Raw genomic sequence first — 21,210 nt, 5'->3', positions numbered from 1 at the left:
TGTGAGAAGCAGCGGCCTCATCTACGCAGTCATCGTCGGGGCCTGGGCTGCCTATTTGGTGCCGATGTGGCTCCGTAGGCAGGACGAACTGAACGAGGCGCGTCCCACCGAGCGCTTCAGCACTGCCATCCGGCTCCTGTCGGGACGCGCGGCCATGCAGCGCCGTTACGACAAGGGGCAGGAAGAGTGTCCCGCCGACGATGCCGCCGACGAGCAGGACCCGGATCACGCGCCCGAAGAGGCCGGCATCCGGGCCTTCGACGACCCCGCGACCGATACCCGCGTCCGGGCCGCCGCCCCGCCGCGTCCTTCCGTCGCCGAACGCACCAAGCGCGCCAAGGTCCTGGCCAGGCGCCGGCGCACCATCACGATCCTCTTCCTGGCCTTCACCGTCGGCGCCGTCGTGGCGGCCGTCGGCGGCATCGCCTTCCTCTGGGCGCCCGCCCTGCCCGCACTCCTCCTGAGCGCGTACATCATTTACCTGCGCACCCAGGAGCGCCGCCGCTTCACCTTCACCATGGACCAGCGCAAGGCGGAGGCGGCAGCCCAGCGACTGCGGGAGGGCAGGCCCCACCCTCAGCAGGCGGCCGACGAGCCGCCCGCCGACGACCGCCCGGCAGGGCCCCGCGCTGACGCTCCCGCCGAGCCCGCTCCGGAGCCGCGCCCCGAGCCCGACCAGGCCGCGGGCCGCCGTGCCCTCGTCGAGGAGACCGACCACGCCGAGTGGGTCGACCAGCAGCGCGAACGCGAACGCCCGCGTCCGGGCTCCGGCAGCTGGGAGCCGGTCCCGGTCCCGCTGCCCACCTACGTCACCGCCCCGGTCGCCCCGCGTGCCACCAGCCACGTCGACCTGGACGCCGACGACGCCTGGAGCTCCGCCCGCTCCAGCTCCGCCGGCGATCACCCCGACGCTCCGCAGCAGGACCGCCCCGCCGCCGCCCGCCGCCCGGCAGGACCCGGCCGCCGGAACCGCAGCCGTACCCCGCTCTTCGACCAGTACGCGAACCCGTCGCCGGCCGCGGACCACGACGCCGCGTACCCAGACGACCTCGACCGGCCGCGCGCCGCGAACGAGTAGCCGTCCGCTGACCAGCACCGGAAGCGATTTCCGAGCACCGCCGACGAGATGCTAGAGTTTCACTCGTCGCAAGGGCCTGTGGCGCAGCTGGTAGCGCACCTCGTTCGCAACGAGGGGGTCAGGGGTTCGAATCCCCTCAGGTCCACCGCACACAAAGCCCCCACCGGGTCCACCCGGTGGGGGCTTTGACGTGTCGTACGGCAGGGCCGCACGCACGGTGGTTCTAGCGCGGCTCCTGGCACAGTGCGGATTCGGTGTCGTGGCCGCCCCAGGATTCCTGGGTGCGCCACAGGACGTGGATGCCGAAGACGGCGTGGACGGTGTCGGCGGACCAGTCGTCGGCGGGGGGTTCGCACAGGACCAGGTGGAGGCGGTCGGCCGGGGTGGGCAGGGTGTGGTTGATCTCCAGGAGGCGGGTGGCTCCGGCGCGCAGGTCCGGGTAGGTGGAGCAGCCGGAGCCCAGGACCTCGTAGAGGAACAGGCCGTCGGCGGTGGCACAGCTGACGTCGATGACGGGGGAGTCGGTGGGCTGGAGGTCGGCCCACAGCAGGGCCGACTTCACGGCGTGGCGTACGGCCTCGTGCTTCTTGCTGGTGCGGTCGGCGGCTGCCGCGGTTTCCAGGGCGTGCCGGAAAGCCTCCTTCGTGGTCACGGCCGGTGCGGCGGGGGCTTCTTCGACGGTGGTCACGGGCGCGGTTTCCTTCTGGTCGGGCCGGGAGGCGGGGGCGGGGGCCGGTTCGGGTGGGGCGGCGAGGCGGGCCGTGAGGGTGGCCCGTGCCGTGGCGAGGGCCGGGGCCCAGCCGGATGCCGTCAGTTCGTCCCGTAGGCGGCCGACGTCCAGTGCGTCGTCCTTGAGTGCGCGGTGGGTGCTTGCCGCGAGGTCGCGCAGGGCGCCCAGGGCCTGCCGGTCGGGGGAGCCGAGTACCCGCCGCACCGCCACCCAGTCCGGCTGGTCGCGGCGGAGTACGCGGTGGGCCATGCCCTGGAGTTCGGAGAGGCGGGCGCGGGGGTTCGCCGCCGTGCCGTCGCCGGCCAGCAGTTCGTCGATGACGCCGAGTGCCGCCGCGTAGCGTTCCGTCATCTTGGGGGAGATGGGGCGGCGCCCGCGCTGGTCGGTGGTCAGGACGCTGTGGTTCGTTTCGTTGGCGAAGACCCAGCAGGTCAGTTCGTCGCCCGCGCGCGGGGGGACCGAGCCGTGCCGGACGGCCAGGACCAGGGGGCGGTCGATCTCCGGGGACAGGGCCTTGACCTTGTAGCGGCCTCCGGGGCGCGGGCCGATGACCTGGACGCGGAGGTCGGAGCCGATCTCGGGGAGGTCTTCCGGTGCGGTGCCGGGGCCGGGTGCGTCGGGCGGCGGTTCGGTGGTGTGGTCCGTGGTCGTGAGGATCTCCGGGAGCGGGGAGGTGTGCAGCACGGTCAGGCTCTGGGTGCTGCGGGTGAGGGCGACGTAGAGCCGGCGCAGGCCGGCCGGGCCGCGGTCGGCGATGGTGGCGGGTTCGACGACGAGGACGTGGTCGTACTCCATGCCCTTGGCCTGGGAGGCGGCCAGGACGGACACCGCCTCGCGGCCCTGACGGGTGAGGTCGGTGCTCTCGTCGAGGTGGCGGCCGATCTCGTCGAGCCGGCCCGAGTCGTCGGGGACGATGACGGCCACCGAGCGCAGGGTGCGGCCGTCGCTGGTGCCCACCAGGCGGATGGCCTGGGTGACGGTGTCGTCGAGGAGCTTCCACGGTTCGGTGGCCAGGGTGCGTACCGCGTCAGCGCCCGCGTGGCGCACGGCCTGGGGGTAGGGCAGTGCGGGGGCGACCGCGCGGGCCAGGGGTGCGACGAACTCCATGATCTCGGCCGGGACGCGGTAGCTGGTGTGGAGTTCGGCGATCCGCCAGTCGCCGTGGTCGGACAGCAGCGTGCCGATGCGGTCCCAACTGGTGGGGGTGTGCGGCCCGGTGGCCTGGGCGAGGTCGCCGAGCACCGTCAGCGAGCCGTTGGCCGCGCAGCGGCGGCGCAGCGCGCGGGCCTGCATGGGGGTGAGGTCCTGTGCCTCGTCCACGACGATGTGGCCGTAGCGCTGCGGGGCGTCGCCGCTGATGAGGTACCGGAGTTCTTCGAGGCAGACGTGGTCGTCGAGGGTCCAGGAGTCGTCGTCGGCTGAGGCTCCCCGGGGGCGGTGCAGCTCCGCCAGTTCGGTGTCGTCGAGGATGCCGGCGGCGCAGGTGCGGAGGAGGTCGGGCGAGTCGTAGAGGGTGCGCAGGGCTTCCCTGGCGCCTGGGGACGGCCAGACGCGGTCGATGAGTTGCCCGACGCGGCGGTTGCGTTCCAGGTCGCGGCGGATGGTGCCGTCGCGGCTGCGGCGCGGGGCGACGGCGACGAGTTCCTTCAGGAGCCGGTCGACGAGCAGGCTGCGGAAGCGGTCGCGGCGTTCACGGTAGGCGCCGCTGCCGCCGCGGGCCTCGTCGATGAGGGCGAGGACTTCGGTGCGCGGGACGCGCAGGGTGGTGCTTCCGGCGGTGACGGTGAACGCCGGCTCGTCGCCCTCGTAGGCGGGGGGCGCGGTGAGGGCGTCGACGGCCTCGGGGCGGCAGGCGTGTTCGACGCGCCGCCGGAGGACGGCCGCCATCCGCTCGTCCGACTTCACCCGGCGTGCCCGCGGGGTGTCGGAGCCCAGGACCTCGCCGTCCCACAGCCGGGTCAGCTGGACGGCGTTGACGTTGCGGGTGCCGAGGGTGGGCAGGACGTGGCCGACGTAGTCCAGAAAGCGCTGGTGCGGGCCGACGACGAGGATGTCCTGGGCGTGGAAGTGGCCGTTGTTGACGAGCCAGGTCACGCGGTGCAGGCCGACCGCCGACTTGCCGGTGCCGGGGCCGCCCTGGATGACGAGGACGTCGGTGGGCGACTCCGTGACCAGCGCCATCTGGTCGCGGCGGATGGTCTCGACGATGTCGCGCATCCGGCCGCTGCGGGAGCGCTGGAGTTCGCGCAGGAGGAAGTCGTCGGGCTGCTGGGGCTTGGGGCGCCGCCTGCGGGGGACGGCCGCCGGGGTGGGGGCGGGGGTGTGCGGTACCGGCGCGGCTTCGGGGGGTGTCGCGCGTTCGGCGTCGGCCGCCTCGGCCTCGGCGTTCCCGGCGTCCTCGGCGTTCTCGGCGGGTGGCCGTGGCGTCGGGACGGGGGCGGCGACGGCGATCTCGTCGAAGTAGTCCTGGACCACCTGCCCCTCGCACCGCAGTTGCCGCCGCAGCAGCACCTCGCCCGGGGCTTCGGGCAGTGCGTCGGACCACTGTTTCGCGAGCTTGCTCGTCCAGAGCACGACGACGGTGTCGCGGGTGCGGACGTCGGACACGGCGCGCCTGCCGACGTAGAAGGGTGCCGGCTCGGCCCGGACGTCGACGCGGCCGATGACCAGCGATTCCTTGCCGAGGCCGTCGTACGCCTTCGCGCGTTCCTCGGCGCCGAGCCGGTTGGCGATGCTGTCCTTGCCGCTCGCGGACGCCGTCGCGACCGGATTTCCCTTCAGCTCATCGAGTCGCGCGTGGTAGCAGTCGTAGGCGCGGTTCACCGCCTTCTGCTCGATGGCGATGATCTCGTCGCGCGTGGTGGTGCTCATTCCATCCCCTCCCTTGCGGCGCCCCGGAGGTCGCTGCGACGGGCGCGGGCCCGTCCCCCGGTGAAAAGGACTACCAGAGTCGGGCGGCCCAGGTGGTGGGAACCGGTCAGGGGATGGGGGAACGTGCCTGATGGCGGCGGTGGATGATGGTGCGTCAGGTGGCGATGGTGCGTACGGCGTGGACGACCGCCTGCGTGCCGTGCTCGGTGGCCATGCGGCGGGCGGCTGCGGCGGCGCGGGTGCGGAGGGCGGGGTTCGTGGTGGCTTCGGTGAGGGCTTCGGCCAGCCGGTCGGCGGCCCCTTCGCCGGACAGGTCGGCGAAGGGTACCGGCGCGGTCGCGGCGCCCACGGACGCCAACCGGGCGGCCCAGAACGGCTGGTCGGCGGTGACCGGGACCGGGACGGCGGGCACACCGGCGCGCAGTCCGGCCGCGGCGGTGCCGGCGCCCGCGTGGTGGACCACGGCGGCGGTGCGGGGGAAGAGGAGCGCGTGCGGGACCTCGCCGACGGTGAGGATGTCGGACCGGTCGGCGGGCGCGGTGACGGCTTCCGCGGAGAGGCCGGCCCAGCCGGACTGGAGGATGCCGCGTACCTTGGCGCGGCGCAGTGCCCGTACGGCGAGCGCGCCGAGCCGTTCGCCCTCGCCCGCCGCCATGCTGCCGAAGCCGATGAAGACCGGCGGCGGCCCGGCGGCAAGGAAGTCCTCGACGTGGGTGGGGAGTTGCGCGTCGGGGTCGTGCCAGGGCCACCAGTTTCCGACGACGTCCAGGCCGGGGCGCCAGTCGGCGGGGCGCGCCACCAGGGCCTCGCTGAAGCCGTGCAGGACCGGCCGGCCGGACGCATCGGCGCGGCGGCGTACGGCGCCCGGTGTGGCGGGCGGCAGGCCGATGCGGGCGCGCAGGTCGCGGGAGGCGTCGGTGTAGAGGCGGTCGACGACGCGGAGCGAGAGGCGGCCGGCGGCGCGGTTGCCCAGGCGGCCCAGGGAGCGGGCGCCGGTCATGACGGGGGCGAAGTCGCCGGTGGGTGCGGTGGGTTGGAGGGGGAGTTCGAGTGCGGGGATGCCGTGCGCCTCGCACAGGTGGCGGCCGAGCGGTGCGGTGGTGGCGGACAGCAGCAGGAGGTCCGTGCCGGGGGTGACGGCTTCGGCGATGCCGCCTCCCAGCTCCTGGAGGAAGGCGGCGGCGGTGCGCAGCAGGGCCCGTTTGCTGCCGGACGCGACGCCGGGAGGGGGCGCGGCCTGGCCGTGCGGTCCTGGCTCCGTGGCCTGCGGGCCGGGTTCCGTCCGGCCGGTGCGCGGGTCGGCGGGCAGCCGGCGGAATTCCAGGCCCGCGGCGCGTACCAGAGGGGCGAAGGAGTCGTGGGTGGCGAGTGCGACCTCGTGGCCCGCCGCGGTGAGGGCGGCGCCGACGCCGGTGTACGGGGCGATGTCGCCGTACGAGCCGGCGGCCGTGATCAGGATCTTCATCGTGCGTCCCGGGGTGCGGTGCGGTCTGCGGAGTCGTCGGCGGGCGGTTCCGGTGCGGCGGCGGGCGCGTCCGCCTGGCGTACCGCGTTGGCGTGCACGGCGGTGCAGAGGTATCCGGCGAGGCCGGGGCGCTGCTCGGACGGCGGGACGATCAGGGCGAAGGCGCGGGGGTCGGCGGCGAAGTCGTCGGCGATCCGGCCGTGCATGTCGGTGGGGCAGGGGGTGAACCAGCGGCTGAGGTGACTGCGGTGTTCTTCGGCGAGGTCCATCGCCGTCGGGCCTTCCGGTGGTTCACCGGCATCGAAGGCGGCCAGGAGGCGCTGCCGCCACCGGGTGGCCTCGGCCATGATGCGGGCCCAGTCCTCCTTGGTGTGGGTGCCGGCCCGTGCCATCGCCCGCCGGTACCCCTCGCTGTGCTGTCTCTTGCGGTGGGTTTCGGTGGCGTAGCTGAGATCGAAGGCGACCTCGCCGAACACGTCGAAGCGCTCCTCGGGTGTCAGGCGCACCCCCGTCCGCTGGACCTCCATGGCCTGTTCGGCGACCTCGACCAGCCGCCGCAGCTTGGCGATCTGCTCGTTGAGCAGGCGGTGCCGGGCGCGCAGGTGGTCGAGCACGTCGGCCTGCGGGTCGGCGAGGATGGTGGCGATCTCGTCGAGCGGGAAGCCCAACTCCCGGTAGAACAGGATCTGTTGCAGCCGGACGAGGTCGGACTCGCTGTAGCGGCGGTAACCGGCCGGGCTGCGGTCGGTGGGGGAGAGCAGGCCGGTCCTGTCGTAGTGGTGCAGCGTGCGCACCGTGACACCGGCGAATCCGGATACCTGGCCGACCGGGTAGCTCATCGCGGCAGCGCCTTTCGTCGGGGGCCCGTCCTGGCCCGTCACCTGCTCAGGCTGCGTCCTGACGTGGGGAGAGGGTCAACCCGGGGCCCCGGAAGTGCGGCGGGGCGGGGCGCACCCGGCACCCCGCCCCGCTCCCCGCGGTCCCGCCTGGCCCCGGCCTCACCCGGTCCCCGGGAACCTGTCCTCCAGTACCGAGTTCAGGAGCGCCTGGACGTCCTCGCGGGCGAGGCCCGCCTCGTGGGCGCGGTTCATCCAGGAGCGCAACTCCTCGCGCAGCAGCGCGTCCCCGGCCGAATCGGGCCTGGCCAGCGTGCGGCTGACGAAGGTGCCGAGGCCGGGCCGCGGCTCGACCAGGCCCTCACGCTCCAGCTCCCGGTACGCCTTCAGGGTGGTGTTCGGGTTGACCTTGGTGGTGGCGGCGACCTGTGCGGCCGTCGGCAGCCGGTCGCCCTCCACCAGGGTGCCGAGCCGCAGCGCCTGCTGGACCTGCTGGACGATCTGGAGGTAGGTGGCGACGCCGCTGCGGCGGTCGATACGGAACTCGACCACGCTCACCACCTCTCCGCCTCGTCCGCCCGCACCATGCGCGCCTTTCGCGCCGGATGGGCCGTGCTGTCCGACCGCTTGATGATCGGCGTGCCGGTACCGGGTGTCAAAGCGCCGACCCGGACGGGTCTCAGAGTGGCCGCCGGCGCGCCCGCCAGATGACGAACGCCAGGACCGCCACGGTCAGTGCCAGCAGGATTCCCGCACCCAGCCACTGCATCCCCGTCATCTGTCCGTAGTCGAAGTACTGCGTCACGCGGTTGACGATGCCCAGCTTCGCCCGGCAGGCACCGGTTTCGTCGTCGTTGCAGGTGCTGAAGCCGAAGAGCTTGCCGCCCGCGGTGGAGACCCAGTCGTCGATCCGTACGGATCCGCGCGGCAGGTCGGGGCCGTCGCCGTCGTACGGGTAGACCGCGTTGCGGAGCGTGCCGAGCTGGTGGACGATCCGTTCCGACCAGATGACGCTGAAGACCGTGGCGAAGACGGCGGTGAGGGCCATCGCCGTCACGACCCGCTTCACCAGCATGCCGAAGGCGATGCCGCAGACCGTGACGAACAGCGCCAGTGCGGGCAGGACCGCGCCGGTGCTCTCGAAGGTGCCGCTGTCCAGCCAGTCGCCGGCGAAGGCGATTTCGTGGACGGGTGCCCACATCCAGTGGAAGACGACCGACAGCAGGGTGGTGCACGCCACCACGAGGGCCAGCGGCAGCGCGAGGGTGGCGGTGAGCCACCGGCCGCGGCTCGCGGACTGCGTGGTGACCAGCTTGAGCGTGCCGTGCTCGTGCTCGCCGGCGATCAGCGGGGCGCCGAGGAAGACGCCGACGATGCCGGGCAGGAGGGTCAGGAACGCGAGGTCGGACCTGAGCGTCGAGCCGAACCGCTGCTGGAACTCCTCGGCCCGTGGGCCGTCCGCGCCGAGGCTCTTGTCGCCGAGGAAATCCATGATCCCCATGCGCTGGTACGCGAAGACCGCGCAGGCCACGACGGTGAGCAGCAGGCCGATGCGGAGCGCTGCCCGGTGCCGCCGCCAGACCAGCCAGGGGAGGCCGTGCAGCAGCCCGCGCCGCGCCGGACCGGCCTCCGGCGCGGCGCCGCGGTCATCGCTCTCCGTGGAGGACGGGCTCGCCGTCTGCGTCGTGCCGCTCACGCCGCGGCACCCTGGGGACCGTCGAGCCGCGCCTCGTCCGCGATCAGCGTGGGCGCTCCGGGCGACCGCAGGTAGGCCAGCAGCACCTCTTCCAGGCCGGGCGACTGCGCCTCCCAGCTGTCGGAGAGCGGGCCGCCCGGCCGGATGAGGGCGGTGAACTGCCGCCCGGTGACCCGGGATTCGACCACGGTGTGCGCCCGGGTCAGCTCATCCGGCACGCCGTTGCCCGCGGCCACGCCGGTCACCAGGGTGTGCGCGGGCACCAGCTCGTCGGTCGCGCCCGCCATGCGCAGCCGGCCGTCGGCGAGCACGAGGAGGTAGTCACACATGTCCTCCATCTCGGACAGCATGTGGGACGACATCAGCACGGTCGTGCCGTGCTCGGCGGCCTCGGCCATCAGCAGGCCGGACATCTCGTGCCGGGCCAGCGGGTCGAGGTCGGACATCGGCTCGTCGAGCAGCAGCAGCTTCGGGCGCTTGCCGAAGGCCAGCGCGAAGGCGACGCGGGTGCGCTGGCCGCCGGAGAGGGTGCCGATCCGGGCGGTGAGGGGGACGTTGCCCGCCCGCACGATCCGCTCGGCCAGGGCCTGGTCCCAGCGCGGGTTCAGCTCGCGGCCCAGACGCAGCGTCTCGGCCACGGTGAAGCGGGGGTAGAGCGGCTTGTCCTGCGCGAGGAAGGCGACCCGTTCCAGTACCGCGGGATCGGTCACCGGCACGCCGAAGAGCCGCAGGCTGCCGGCCGTCGGCTGCACGAGCCGGGTCGCGGCGCCGAGGAAGGTGCTCTTGCCCGCGCCGTTGGGGCCGACCAACGCGCAGATGCGGCCCGCGCCGAGACGGAACGAGCAGTCCCGCAGCGCCCAGCCGCGGCGGTACTTCTTCCCCAGACCTTCGGCCTCGATCGCCCATGGGCTCGGGTCGCTCACCCGGATCCCCCCTTTAGCTAGTTGATTAGTGGAATGAGTATGGAGAGCGGCCCGGAGCTCTGTCAAACAACGAACGGAAGGGGGTGCGGGCCAACTGCCCGTCAGGCGGCGGGCGCCAGATCCTTGGTCATGCACCGGCTCTCTTCGTACCCGCGGTACAGCCCGAACTTCTCCGCCTTCGCGACCATGCGGTAGCCGCAGGACGCGTACAGGGCGAGGGCCTCGGGCTGCTCGGTGCCGGTCTCCAGCACCATCCGCGTCCGCCCGGCCGCCCGCGCGTCCGCCTCCAGCGCCGCCAGGATGCGCCGGGCGAGGCCGCGCCCCCGGGCCTGCGCGACCACGAACATCCGCTTGATCTCGGCGTCCCCCGGGGCGTACCCCTCGGCCGCGTCCTCCTGGACCCGCCAGCCGCCGGTGGCCAGCGGACGCCCGCCCTCGTACGCCAGCAGATAGATGCCGCGCGGCGGCAGGAACATCGCCGGCTCCAGGGGCGTGATGTCGCCGTCGTCGCCGTAGCGCCGCGCGTACTCCTGCTGCACCAGCGCGTCGAGTGTGACCGCGTCGGGGTGGTCGTAGCGGACGGGAACTATCTCCATTCCGGAAAGCGTACGGGTGTACGAGCCGGAGCGGGAGCGGGAGCGGGAGGCGCTCGGCGCGATGCCCGGTCGGCGGCGCCGGCTCGGTATCGTGCCGGGATGCTCACCGTGACGACCGTGAATGTGAATGGGCTGCGCGCCGCCGCCAAGAAGGGCTTCGTGCCGTGGCTGGCGGAGACCGGCGCCGACGTGCTGTGCCTTCAGGAGGTACGGGCGGAGCCCGGCCAGCTGCCCGACGAGGTCCGCGAGCCCGCCGGCTGGCACGTCGTGCACGCCCCGGCCGCGGCCAAGGGGCGAGCCGGTGTGTCCCTTTACACACGGCGCGAGCCGGACCGGGTCCGGGTGGGGTTCGGCTCGGCGGAGTTCGACGGCAGCGGACGCTACGTCGAGGCGGATCTGCCCGGCGTGACCGTGGCCTCCCTCTACCTGCCGTCGGGCGAGGTCGGCACCGACCGCCAGGACGAGAAGGAGCGCTTCCTGGCCGAGTTCCTCCCCTACCTCGTCGACCTGCGCAAACGCTCCGCTGCCGACGGCCGCGAGGTCGTGGTCTGCGGCGACTGGAACATCGCCCACCAGGAAGCCGACCTGAAGAACTGGAAGGCCAACCGCAAGAAGGCCGGCTTCCTCCCCGAGGAGCGGGCCTGGCTGACCGACGTCCTGACGGAGTCGGCCGGCGGATACGTCGACGTGGTCCGCGCCCTGCACCCGGACACCGAGGGCCCGTACTCGTGGTGGTCGTACCGCGGCCGGGCCTTCGACAACGACGCGGGCTGGCGGATCGACTACCAGATGGCGACACCGGGCCTGGCGCAGCGCGCGGTGAAGGCGCTCGTGGAGCGGGCCGCTTCGCACGAGGAGCGGTGGAGCGATCATGCGCCGGTCACGGTGACGTTCGACGTGTGACCGGGCAGGACCGCCCCCGCCCCGGCCCGATCAGGGGTGGTAGTGCTCGGCGACCGTGGTGGCCACGCCGTCCTTGACCGTGACGCGGACCTCGACGCTGTTCATCTTCGCGGCCTTCATCAGCTGGGCCTCGGTGCACTTCGAGGTGCCGTAGCCGTGCTTGTCGACCGTGACGTTCCCGTTGGACGCGCAGATGGCGGCGGCGCCCAGCACCTTGGTGTGCGGGCCGACGTAGAAGCCCTGCTCGATGCCGGACTTCGGGGCGACGGTCAGCTTGCCGGGGGCGAGGTACTTCAGGGTGCCGTGCCAGGTGCCGCTGACGCCCTGGGCTGCGGCCGTCCGGTTCGCGGCGGGCGCTGCGGGTGCGGTGGCGGCGTTGCTGATGGAGGCGGTCAGTCCGACGGCGGCGACGGCGAGCAGCGAGGCGGTGGCGAGGCGGCCGGCCCGGCGGGCGGTGGAGCGGTGCATGGCGTTCCCCTTCGGAGAGTGCCACCCGGCCCGGAGCCGGGTGATCGGTGCGAACAGAAGTAAGCGTGCAGGTCACCGCTGTTGCACCGCTAACGCGCGGCTAATGGGCCGGTGTTGGGGCCGGGGACGGGGCGAGGGCTTTCCGGGCGGGGCGCCGTACGACCGGGCCTACTGCGCGGCCTCCGGCCCGCCCGATCCCCGTATCCACGCCTCCAGTTCCGCCCGGATGCGGCGGTCCATGGCCAGGGCGAGTTCGGCGCCGACGACGGCCTCGGAGACGGGGCGTAGCTCTTCGATGGTGTGGGTGATGCGGTCGATGTCCTGGGAGGTGAGGGGGGTTTGCGCGCTGCCGTGGTTCGGGGGGTCGGTGAGGAGGTGGGTGCGGATGAGGGTGGTGAAGATGCCGGCGATGGCGTCGGCGTGGGTGCGGACGGCGCGGCCGGCTTCCAGGACGTCGGCGAGCGGGACGCCCTTGGCGACGAGCGCGGTGGAGGCGTCCAGCAGGCGGCGGCTGATGTGGACGAACTCGTCGCCGTCGACGGCGATGTAGCCGATGTCGAGGGAGGCGGTGAGGTTTTCGGCGGTGACGTCGTCGCGGAAGTGGTCGGCCAGGGCCTCGGGGGTGAGGCGGACCGGGGTCTCGTCGGACCAGGGGGAGACGAAGGTCTGTTCCAGGCCGAGGAGTTCGCCGACGTCCCGGCCGTTCTCGAAGGCGGAGAGAAGTTCGGCGATGCCGCCGAGGGTGTGGCCGCGGTCGAGGAGGGCGGCGATGGTGCGCAGGCGGGCGAGGTGGTGCTCGTTGTACCAGGCGATGCGGCCCTCGCGGCGCGGGGCGGGGATGAGCTTGCGCTCGCGGTAGAAGCGCAGCGTACGGACGCTGATGCCGGCTTCGTCGGCCAGTTCGGCCATCCGGAATTCGCGGTCCTTGGGTACCTCGTGCGGGTTCTCGTTCGCAGCCACGCCTTCACCTTAAGCGGGTGACGTACGGCGGATCGGAGTACAACCGGCGGTAGGAGCCTGTATCTGAACCCCGGCCGGGCGCGCGTCGCCTGGCACGCACGCTCGCGGCGTTGCCGAAAGGCCCTGGTAGCTCCGCTACAAGGACCTTCCGGCGCCTTGCGATCGCGCGCACCAGACGACGCGCGCTGATCCGGCCGGGATTCAGACGCAGGCTCCAACTTCCCTTCTCCCAACCCCTACCGCTCGGTACGGCGCTGCCCTACGCTCCAATCGTGCCAGTGATTGCTGGCGCGGTTGGGACGGCTACGGAGCGACCTCGGGAGGCGGCGGCATGGCCGAGCGCGAGCGGGAGCATGTGCGGGTGGCGGTGATCGGATCGGGATTCGGTGGTCTGGGGGCGGCCGTCCGGCTGCGCCGGCAGGGAATCACCGACTTCGTGGTCCTGGAACGGGCCGGATCGGTGGGCGGAACCTGGCGGGACAACAGCTATCCGGGGTGCGCCTGCGACGTGCCCTCGCATCTGTACTCGTTCTCCTTCGCGCCCAATCCCCGGTGGCCGCGGAACTTCTCCGGGCAGCCGCACATCCGCGCGTACCTGGAGCACGTCACGGACACCTTCGGGCTCCGCCCGCACCTGCGCTTCAACTCCGAGGTGCAGAGCCTGCGGTGGAGCAACGACGACCTGTGGTGGGAGATCGAGACGGCGAGCGGGCCGCTGGTGGCCGACGTGGTCGTCTCGGCGACCGGGCCGCTGTCCGACCCCAAGATCCCCGACATCCCGGGCCTCGACACGTTCCCCGGCAAGGTCTTCCACTCCGCGCGCTGGGACCACGACCACGACCTGCGCGGCAAGCGCGTCGCGATGATCGGCACCGGTGCGTCGGCCATCCAGATCGTGCCGGCCATCCAGCCCGACGTGGCCCACCTCAGCCTCTTCCAGCGCACCCCCGCCTGGGTGCTGCCGCGCGCCGACCGCCGGATCACCGCGGCCGAGCAGTGGCTGCACACCAAGATCCCCGCCACCCGCGCGGCCCGCCGCGGCCTGCTCTGGGGCATCAGGGAACTCCAGGTCAGCGCCTTCACCAAGCGCCCCAACGAGCTGGGCCTGGTCGAGGTGATCGGCCGCGCCCACATGAAGAAGGCCGTCAAGGACCCCGCGCTGCGCGCCAAGCTCAGCCCTGACTACCGCATCGGCTGCAAGCGCATCCTGCTCTCCAACACGTACTACCCGGCGCTCACCGAGCCGAATGTGGACGTGATCGCGGCGGGCCTGAAGGAGGTGCGGGGCTCCACCCTGATCGGCTCGGACGGGAGCGAGACGGAAGCCGACGCGATCATCTTCGGCACCGGCTTCCACGTCACGGACATGCCGATCGGCCACCGCGTCACCGGCGCCCACGGCACCACGCTCGCCGAGGAGTGGAAGGACGGCATGGAGGCGCTGCGCGGCACCAGCGCGGCCGGCTTCCCCAACTTCCTCACCATCATCGGCCCCAACACCGGCCTCGGGAACAGCTCGATGATCCTCATGATCGAGGCCCAGCTGACCTACATGGCCGACTACCTGCGCCAACTCGACGTACTCGGCGGCCGGATCGCGCTCGACGCCCGCCCCGAAGCCGTCGCCGACTGGACCCGCCACATGCAGCAGCGGATGGAGCGCACGGTGTGGACCACCGGCGGCTGCGACAGCTGGTACCTCGACGCCAACGGACGCAACACCACCGCCTGGCCCGGCACCACGGCGGAGTTCAAGAGGGTGACCCGGCAGGTCGATCTGGCCGAGTACGCACTGCTGCGCCCCCCGGCCGGGCGGCGCACCCCCGCAACCACCGAGGAGGTCGCCGCATGAGCCGTCCAGGACACGCCACCGGCGGGCCCTACGCACCGCCCGCCCCGCGCCGGACACTGACCGTGCACTCATCCGGCGGCGCCCGGCTGCACACCGAGGTCCACGGTCCCGACGACGCCCCGGCCGTCGTCCTCGTACACGGCTGGACCTGCTCCACCGCCTTCTGGGCACCGGTCGTACGGGAACTCGCCGACGACCACAAGGTGATCCTCTACGACCTGCGCGGCCACGGACGCACCCCCGCCGTCGCCCCAGGCGGCTACAGCACCCGGGCACTCGCCGACGACCTCGCCGCCGTCCTGGACGCCACGCTCCGGCCCGGCGAACGCGCCGTCGTCGGTGGGCACTCCATGGGCGGCATGACGATCATGGCCGCCGCCGACCGGCCCGGGTTCCGCGAGCGGGCCGCCGCCGCCCTGCTGTGCAGCACCGGCAGCGCCGACCTGCCCGCCGAGTCCCGGGTGATCCCGCTGCGCACCCCCGCCGGCCGCCGCCGCGCCCACAAGCTGATGCTGGTCTCCCGCGCCCCCCTCGGTCCGGTCAGCGCGCTCACCAAGCGGACCCTGCGCTACGCCACGATGGGCGCGGGCGCGTCCGCCGCGCAGATCGAGGCGTGCGCCCGCATCGTGCACGCCTGCCCGCCCGCCGTGCGCTCCCGCTGGGGCCGCGTCCTGTACGGCCTCGAACTGACCGGCGGCGCCGCCAGGTTGGAGCTGCCCACCGAGGTCGTCATCGGCACCGCCGACCGGCTCACCCCGCTCGTCCACGCCCGCCGGCTCGCCTCCGTCCTGCCCGACTGCCGCGGCGTGACGGAACTCCCGGGCCTCGGCCACATGGTGCCCCTGGAGGACGCCGGGGCGGTGGCCGGTCGGCTGCGGGAACTCGTCGCGGGACACCTGACGGCACGGCCCGCAGCGGACCGGCCCCCGGCGCGGAACAAGCGCCAGAAGAAGGAGGAGGCGGCATGAGCGCACGCAGGAACCTGACAGGCCAGGTCGTCGTCGTCACCGGAGCCGCCCGCGGGGTGGGCGAACTGCTGGCCCGCAAGCTGTCGGCGCGCGGCGCCACCCTCGCGCTGGTCGGACTGGAGCCGGACGCGCTGCGCGAGGTCGCCGCCTCGCTGCACGGACCGGCCCACCACTGGTACGCCGACGTCACCGACCACGAGGCGATGGCCCGGGTCGCCGGCGAGGTCAAGGCGCGCTTCGGGAAGGTCGACGCGGTCGTCGCCAACGCCGGAGTGGCCACCGGCGGCCCGTTCGCCGACTCCGACCCGGTCGCCTGGCGGCGGGTCATCGAGGTCAACCTCATCGGCGGCGCGGTCACCGGACGGGCCTTCCTGCCCGTTCTGATGGAGTCCCGCGGCTACTTCCTCCAGATCGCCTCGCTCGCCGCGATCACCCCGGCGCCGATGATGACCGCGTACTGCGCGTCCAAATCGGGTGTCGAAGCCTTCGCGCACAGCCTGCGCGCCGAGGTCGGATACAAGGGCGTACGGGTCGGCGTCGGCTACCTGAGCTGGACCGACACCGACATGGTGCGCGGCGCCGACCAGGACGACATCATGCGCGAACTGCGCGCCAGGCTGCCCTGGCCGTCCAACAAGACCTACCCGCTCGGCCCCGCCGTCGACCGGATCGTGGACGGCATCGAACGGCGCTCCGCGCACGTCTACGGGCAGTGGTGGCTGCGCGGGATGCAGTCGGTCCGCGGATATCTGCCCACCGTCATCGGGACGGCCGGGCAGCGCGAGATGCGGCGCTTCGGCGACCGGGTCGACGGGATGCGGATCGGCCTGGTCGGCGCGGGCGGCGAGGCCGACGAGAAGGCGCGCGCGGACCGGTAGCCGGGCCGATGGGCGCGCCCTGACCACCACCGGGCGCGCCCCGCGGCACGGGCCCTACGCCATGCCGGGCCCGCGGGGCGGGAGTTGGGGCCGCCGCAGATCGGGCACGTCCGTGAGGTCGGGCGGTGACGCGGCGGGGTGCCGCTCCAGCAGGTCGAGCGCGGTGCGCACCGCGACGCCGAGCTGCGGGTGCCGGCCCTCGGCCCAGTGCAGCGGCGAGCGCAGTGCCTCGATGTCCACCTCGACACCGTGGTTCTCCACGCCCCAGCCGTACACCTTGAACCAGGCGGCGTTCATCGGCACCGTGATCGCGGTGCCGTCCCCGAGCCGGTGCCTGCCGGTCATCCCGACCACCCCGCCCCAGGTGCGCATGCCGACCACCGGGCCGATGCCCTGGAGCTTGAACGCCGCGGTGATCATGTCGCCGTCGGACGAGGTCATCTCGTCGGCCACCGCGACGACCGGGCCGCGCGGCGCGTTGCCGGTGTACGAGACCGGCTGGGCGTCGCGGGTCAGGTCCCAGCCCATGATGGTCCGGGTCAGCTTCTCGATGACCAGCTCGGAGATGTTGCCGCCCGCGTTGCCCCGCACGTCCACGATCAGCGCGGGCCGCGACACCTCCATCCGCAGGTCGCGGTTGAACTGCGCCCAGCCCGACCCACCCATATCGGGAATGTGTAGATAGCCGCACTTGCCGTCGCTCAACTCCCGCACCACGGCCCGGCGTTTGGCCACCCAGTCCTGATAGCGCAGCGGACGCTCGTCGACCAGCGGCACCACCGCGACCCGGCGCGGCGGGCCCGAGCCGTCGGCTGATGCGAAGGTCAGCTCGACGGTGGTGCCGCCGGTCGCCGCCAGCAGCGGATACGGGCCGCTCACCGGGTCGACCCGGCGGCCGTCCACATGCGTGAGCGCGGCGCCCTCGCGGATGCCGGTACCGGCCAGCGGCGAACGGGCCTTGGAGTCCGACGAGTCACCCGGCAGGATCCGCTTGACCACCCAACGCCCGTCCCGCGGCACGAGGTTGGCGCCGAGCAGGCCCATGGCGCGCTGGTAGTGCGGCGGCCCTTCGTTGCGCCGGGCGCCGACGACGTACGCGTGCGAGGTGCCCAGTTCGCCCAGGACCTCCCGCAGCAGGTCGGCGAACTCGTCGGGGGACGCGACCCGTTCGAGCAGCGGACGGTACTGCGCCAGCACCGCGTCCCAGTCGATCCCGCACATCTTCGGATCCCAGAAGTACGCCCGGACGATCCGGCCCGCCTCCTCGAACGCCTGCCGCCACTCCGCCTCGGGATGCACCTCGTGCAGGATCCGCCGCGGATCCAGATAGACCGTCGTATCGCTGTCCGGCGTCTCGGTCGCGGGCACCGCGCGCAGCTCGCCCTCGTCGTTGACGACCAGCCGGGAACCGTCGCCGCTGAGCGCGAACCAGTCCAGGGAGCTGGTGAGTTCGGTGCGCCGGGCCTTCGTCAGGTCGAAGTGCTCCAGGGTGGGCTGCCCCGAGGTGTTGTCGGGGTTGGCGAACGTCTCGCCCAGCGCACCGGAGATCGGCCAGCGCAGCCACACCAGCCCGCCGCCGCTGACCGGACAGAGCGAGGAGTACTTGGACGCGGCGACCGGGAACGGCGTGACCCGCTCGGGCAGCCCCTCCACCTCGACCAGCACCGGACCCTCGCCCGCCGGCGGGTTCTCCGCCGGATCCAGGCCGCCGGCGGCCGGCCGCCCCTCGGGCGACAGCGCGAACGGCGAAGGCGTCGCCGACGACAGCGGTACGAGATACGGTCGGCAGCCCAGCGGGAACGACAGATCACCGGTGTGCACGTCATAGACCGGGTCGAACCCCCGCCAGGACAGGAACGCCAGATAGCGGCCGTCGCGGGTGAAGACCGGCTGCTCGTCCTCGAAGCGCCCGTTGGTGACGTCCACGATCGCCCGGTCGGACAGCTTGGCCATCTTGATCTGCCGCAGCGACCGGCCGATCCCCGGATGCGACCAGGTCAGCCACCCCGAGTCGGGCGAGAACGCCAGATCACGCACCGGCCCGTTCGCCGACCTGATCAACTCCCCTACGACTTCACCGCCTCCCTCACTCCCCTCCTCCCGCTCCTCCGGCCGCCGCACGTCCACCAGCAGCAGCCTGCCGTCGTGCGCGGCCACCGCGACCCGCTCGCCGTCCGGGGACGCGACCATCTCCTGGACCCGGCCCAGCTCCCCGGCCGCCAGCCGGCGCGGCTCGCCCACCCCGCTGGCCCGGGGCAGCCCCGCGATCTCGATCGCGTCCTCGCCCTCCGCGTCGGTGACGTACGCGATCCGGCCGCTGGCCCCCAGCATCTCCGGCATCCTGACCCGGACACCGGGCACGTCGTGCAGCGCGCGGGCCGGGCCGTCGCGGTGCGTGAGCCAGTACAGGCTGCCGCGGACCCCGACCGCGCTGGCCCGTCCGGTGGTGTCCACCGCGAGCGAGGTGACGTGCGAGGCGGCCGGCACCTGGTACGTACGGCGCCCGGCGCGCGGGCCGCCGAGCCGAACCGCCAGCTTCCGCGGCAGCGCCCGCGGGCCCAGGTCGTCGATCAGCCAGAGGTCGCCCCCGCACTGGTAGACGATGCGGGTGCCGTCGGTCGATGCGTGCCGGGCGTAGAAGGCGCCGTGGTCGGTGTGCCGCCGCAGGTCCGTGCTGTCCGGCAGGCAGGAGTAGACGTTGCCGACACCCTCGTGGTCGGAGAGGAAGGCGATCCGGCCGCCGACGAACATCACCGCGTCGAGATGCCCCCGCAGCTTCGGCACCAGCCGGGTGCCGTGCAGCCACATCCGGCCCATCGCGCCGCCCCGGTAACGCTTCCAGGAGGCCGGCTCGTGCGGCGGCTTGCCGGTCAGCAGCAGCGTGCGGCGCTCTCCTTCGGCATCCGCGACGGCGATGTCGGACACCGGCCCCCACGGCAGCCGCCCGCCGGGGCTGCCGTCCGGCGGCAGGCTGTACGCCCACGAGTAGTACGAGAACGGCTGACCGTGCGAGGAGACCGCCAGGATCTGCGCGTTGCCGTCCGCGTCGGGCGGCGTCCATCCGCACACCCGGGCATCCGTGCTGCCCCAGTACGTCAACCGCCTGGCAGGACCACCGTCGACCGGCGCGAGATGCACCTCGGGGTCGAGGCTGCGCCAGGTGGTGAACGCGATGTGCCGCCCGTCGGGGGAGAAGCGCGGGTGGCCGACCCGGGTGCGGTCCACGGTCAGCCGCCAGGCCCGCTCCGGCTCCGCGCCGTCCGGCACGATCGGCGCCACCCACAGGTCGTCCTCGGCGGTGAAGCAGACCGTGTCGCCGTGCAGATGCGGAAACCGCAGGTACGAAGGGGGCGGCGGACCCGGCGGCGCGGGCATTCTGCGCAGCCGTCCGGGAGGTCGCGCGGGATTCGGCTCCGAGTGCGGCCCGACGGCCTCGCGTGCGTCGCTCACCCACCCATCGTTTCGGCGCGGCCGGAGCCCGGCAACTCGGCCCGCCCCGCCGAATCCACTGTGACGAAGCCCACGCCGTGCCGCCCTGGTCATCAGCACTGATCCGCGCGTTGCACCATTGATGGGTCACCAAAGCGACGGAACAGTGGGAAGCGGGAAACAGTGGTGGACGTCCAGGGCACGGTCGAGGACGGCTTCGAGCCGGTCCGGGACGCATTCACGGCCAACTTCACGCGCCGCGGCGAGCGCGGCGCCGCCGTAGCCGTCTACCGCCACGGCCGCAAGGTCGTCGACCTGTGGGCGGGCACCAAGCACGGCGACGGCGGCGACGACCTCGGCCCCCGCGACGCGGGCCACCCCGACACCCCCTGGCAGGCGGACACCGCCCAGGTCATCCGCTCCGCCACCAAGGGCATCGCCGCGATCGTCCCGCTCCTCCTCCACCAGCGCGGACTGCTCGACCTGGACGCGCCGGTCGGCACGTACTGGCCGGAGTTCAAGGCCGCGGGCAAGGACCGCGTCCTGGTCCGCCACCTCCTCTCACACCGCGCGGGCCTGCCCGTCCTGGACACCCCGCTCACCCCCGCCCAGGCCATCGACGGCACAAGCGGCCCCGCCGCACTCGCCGCCCAGGCCCCCGCCTGGACCCCCGGCACCGACCACGGCTACCACGCCCAGACCTACAGCTGGCTGCTGGCCGAACTCGTCGTGCGAGTCACCGGCCGCACCATCGGCGACTGGATCGCCGAGGAAATCGCCACCCCCCTGGACCTCGACCTGTGGCTCGGCCTCCCGCAGGCACAGCAGTCCGGCGTCGGCCGCCTGACCGCCGTGGAACCGCCGCCCCAGCCCGCATCGGGCGGCCTGCGGGTACGCCCCAAGCGCTCGGTCGCCGACGCGTACGGCGACCCGGACTCCCTCACCAGCCGCGCCTTCGGAGCCATCACCCCGTCCCCCGACGAGAACGCCCCCGCCTACCGCGCGGCCCAACTCCCGGCCTCGGCAGGCATCGCCACGGCCCGCTCCCTGGCCCGCTGCTACGCCGCCCTCACCGGTCCGGTCGACGGCCACCCCCGCCTCTTCGCCCCCGCCACCCTCACCCTCGCCCGCACCGAGGAATCCGCAGGCCCCGACCGCACCCTCGTCGTCAACACCCGCTTCGGCCTGGGCTTCATGCTGCACAGCCCCGCCTCCCCCCTCCTGGCCCCCGGCTCCTTCGGCCACCCCGGCCGCGGCGGCGCCCTGGCCTTCGCCGACCCCGAATCCGGCCTGGCCTTCGCCTACATCACCAACGGCATGCAACGCGGCGTAACCGCCGACCCAAGAGCCCAGTCCCTGGTAAAGGCCCTCCCGACAACCTGACCCGAGCCCAACGGGCCGCAGCCCCAAGGCAGTTGCCCCCAGCTCCCACCACCCCGCAGCCGCCAACGAGGCCCGAAGGGCGAGGCGCAGGGAGAGCCCCACCGGCGGTCGGCCGCGTACGAGGCCCGGGTGGGTCGGAGGGGCCGTACCGGGTCGCTCCCCGCAGCGACAGGT

General features: G+C 73.3%; 16 protein-coding genes and 1 tRNA gene. 7 read left to right on the top strand and 10 right to left on the bottom strand.

What is annotated here, in order from left to right; all coding sequences use genetic code 11:
* Position 1 precedes the first annotated feature (1 nt).
* Both ACIBK8_RS10560 and ACIBK8_RS10555 read left to right on the top strand, forming a co-directional pair.
* Positions 2–1,078: a hypothetical protein gene (locus ACIBK8_RS10560; RefSeq protein ID WP_399041344.1), complete on the top strand. Its 1,077-nt coding sequence runs from the start codon at positions 2–4 to the stop codon at positions 1,076–1,078.
* Between the two features lie 72 nt (positions 1,079–1,150).
* A tRNA-Ala gene (locus ACIBK8_RS10555) sits at positions 1,151–1,223 on the top strand.
* Between the two features lie 78 nt (positions 1,224–1,301).
* Here ACIBK8_RS10555 and ACIBK8_RS10550 read toward each other — a convergent pair.
* The 7 genes from ACIBK8_RS10550 to ACIBK8_RS10520 form a co-directional block, all read right to left on the bottom strand.
* The gene (locus ACIBK8_RS10550) at positions 1,302–4,679 is read right to left on the bottom strand and encodes an ATP-binding domain-containing protein (protein WP_399041343.1); all 3,378 of its coding nucleotides are present in this window, start codon (positions 4,677–4,679) and stop codon (positions 1,302–1,304) included.
* Between the two features lie 154 nt (positions 4,680–4,833).
* Positions 4,834–6,144 carry a glycosyltransferase gene (locus tag ACIBK8_RS10545; protein WP_399041342.1) on the bottom strand — a complete coding sequence of 437 codons (1,311 nt, stop codon included), beginning with the start codon at positions 6,142–6,144 and terminating at the stop codon, positions 4,834–4,836.
* On the bottom strand, positions 6,141–6,983 hold the full coding sequence (locus ACIBK8_RS10540) for a MerR family transcriptional regulator (protein WP_399041341.1): 843 nt from the start codon (positions 6,981–6,983) through the stop codon (positions 6,141–6,143). Before ACIBK8_RS10540 ends, ACIBK8_RS10545 begins: the two co-directional genes overlap by 4 nt.
* Before the next feature lie 159 nt (positions 6,984–7,142).
* On the bottom strand, positions 7,143–7,541 hold the full coding sequence (locus ACIBK8_RS10535) for a GntR family transcriptional regulator (RefSeq protein WP_399041340.1): 399 nt from the start codon (positions 7,539–7,541) through the stop codon (positions 7,143–7,145).
* 118 nt (positions 7,542–7,659) lie between these two features.
* The gene (locus ACIBK8_RS10530) at positions 7,660–8,676 is read right to left on the bottom strand and encodes an ABC transporter permease subunit (protein ID WP_399041338.1); all 1,017 of its coding nucleotides are present in this window, start codon (positions 8,674–8,676) and stop codon (positions 7,660–7,662) included.
* Positions 8,673–9,599, bottom strand: a complete 927-nt coding sequence (locus ACIBK8_RS10525) for an ABC transporter ATP-binding protein (RefSeq protein WP_399041337.1) — start codon at positions 9,597–9,599, stop codon at positions 8,673–8,675. Before ACIBK8_RS10525 ends, ACIBK8_RS10530 begins: the two co-directional genes overlap by 4 nt.
* 101 nt (positions 9,600–9,700) lie before the next feature.
* Positions 9,701–10,195 carry a GNAT family N-acetyltransferase gene (locus ACIBK8_RS10520; protein WP_399041336.1) on the bottom strand — a complete coding sequence of 165 codons (495 nt, stop codon included), beginning with the start codon at positions 10,193–10,195 and terminating at the stop codon, positions 9,701–9,703.
* Between the two features lie 99 nt (positions 10,196–10,294).
* Between ACIBK8_RS10520 and ACIBK8_RS10515 the strand changes: the two genes are divergently transcribed.
* On the top strand, positions 10,295–11,098 hold the full coding sequence (locus ACIBK8_RS10515; protein ID WP_399041335.1) for an exodeoxyribonuclease III: 804 nt from the start codon (positions 10,295–10,297) through the stop codon (positions 11,096–11,098).
* 30 nt (positions 11,099–11,128) lie between these two features.
* Here ACIBK8_RS10515 and ACIBK8_RS10510 read toward each other — a convergent pair whose 3' ends face one another.
* Entirely contained in the window at positions 11,129–11,566 is a 438-nt protein-coding gene (locus ACIBK8_RS10510; RefSeq protein WP_399041334.1) for a hypothetical protein, read from the bottom strand.
* A gap of 168 nt (positions 11,567–11,734) precedes the next feature.
* Positions 11,735–12,475, bottom strand: a complete 741-nt coding sequence (locus tag ACIBK8_RS10505) for a MerR family transcriptional regulator (RefSeq protein WP_399041649.1) — start codon at positions 12,473–12,475, stop codon at positions 11,735–11,737.
* 382 nt (positions 12,476–12,857) lie between these two features.
* Between ACIBK8_RS10505 and ACIBK8_RS10500 the strand changes: the two genes are divergently transcribed.
* Genes ACIBK8_RS10500 through ACIBK8_RS10490 form a run of 3 tightly spaced genes read left to right on the top strand, consistent with a single transcriptional unit; the run spans position 12,858 to position 16,224 of the window.
* Positions 12,858–14,378 (top strand): flavin-containing monooxygenase, encoded by a 1,521-nt coding sequence (locus tag ACIBK8_RS10500; protein ID WP_399041332.1) that lies wholly within the window; start codon positions 12,858–12,860, stop codon positions 14,376–14,378.
* Positions 14,375–15,346: an alpha/beta fold hydrolase gene (locus ACIBK8_RS10495; protein WP_399041330.1), complete on the top strand. Its 972-nt coding sequence runs from the start codon at positions 14,375–14,377 to the stop codon at positions 15,344–15,346. Before ACIBK8_RS10500 ends, ACIBK8_RS10495 begins: the two co-directional genes overlap by 4 nt.
* Complete coding sequence (locus tag ACIBK8_RS10490) at positions 15,343–16,224, top strand: SDR family oxidoreductase (protein ID WP_399041329.1); 882 nt, start codon at positions 15,343–15,345, stop codon at positions 16,222–16,224. The genes ACIBK8_RS10495 and ACIBK8_RS10490 overlap by 4 nt, the downstream gene beginning before the upstream one ends.
* A gap of 54 nt (positions 16,225–16,278) precedes the next feature.
* Here the strand turns inward: ACIBK8_RS10490 and ACIBK8_RS10485 are convergent, their stop codons facing one another.
* Positions 16,279–19,599 (bottom strand): S41 family peptidase, encoded by a 3,321-nt coding sequence (locus tag ACIBK8_RS10485; protein WP_399041647.1) that lies wholly within the window; start codon positions 19,597–19,599, stop codon positions 16,279–16,281.
* A 237-nt stretch (positions 19,600–19,836) separates the two neighbouring features.
* Between ACIBK8_RS10485 and ACIBK8_RS10480 the strand changes: the two genes are divergently transcribed.
* A complete protein-coding gene (locus tag ACIBK8_RS10480; protein ID WP_399041328.1) occupies positions 19,837–21,036 on the top strand; it encodes a serine hydrolase domain-containing protein in 1,200 nt (399 codons plus the stop codon).
* Positions 21,037–21,210 lie beyond the last annotated feature (174 nt).

Source organism: Streptomyces sp. NPDC050161 (assembly GCF_044460025.1).
In the GTDB taxonomy this organism is placed as follows: domain Bacteria; phylum Actinomycetota; class Actinomycetes; order Streptomycetales; family Streptomycetaceae; genus Streptomyces.
The sequence above is the reverse complement of the archived record's forward strand: the minus strand, read 5'-3'. Positions and strand labels throughout refer to the sequence as shown.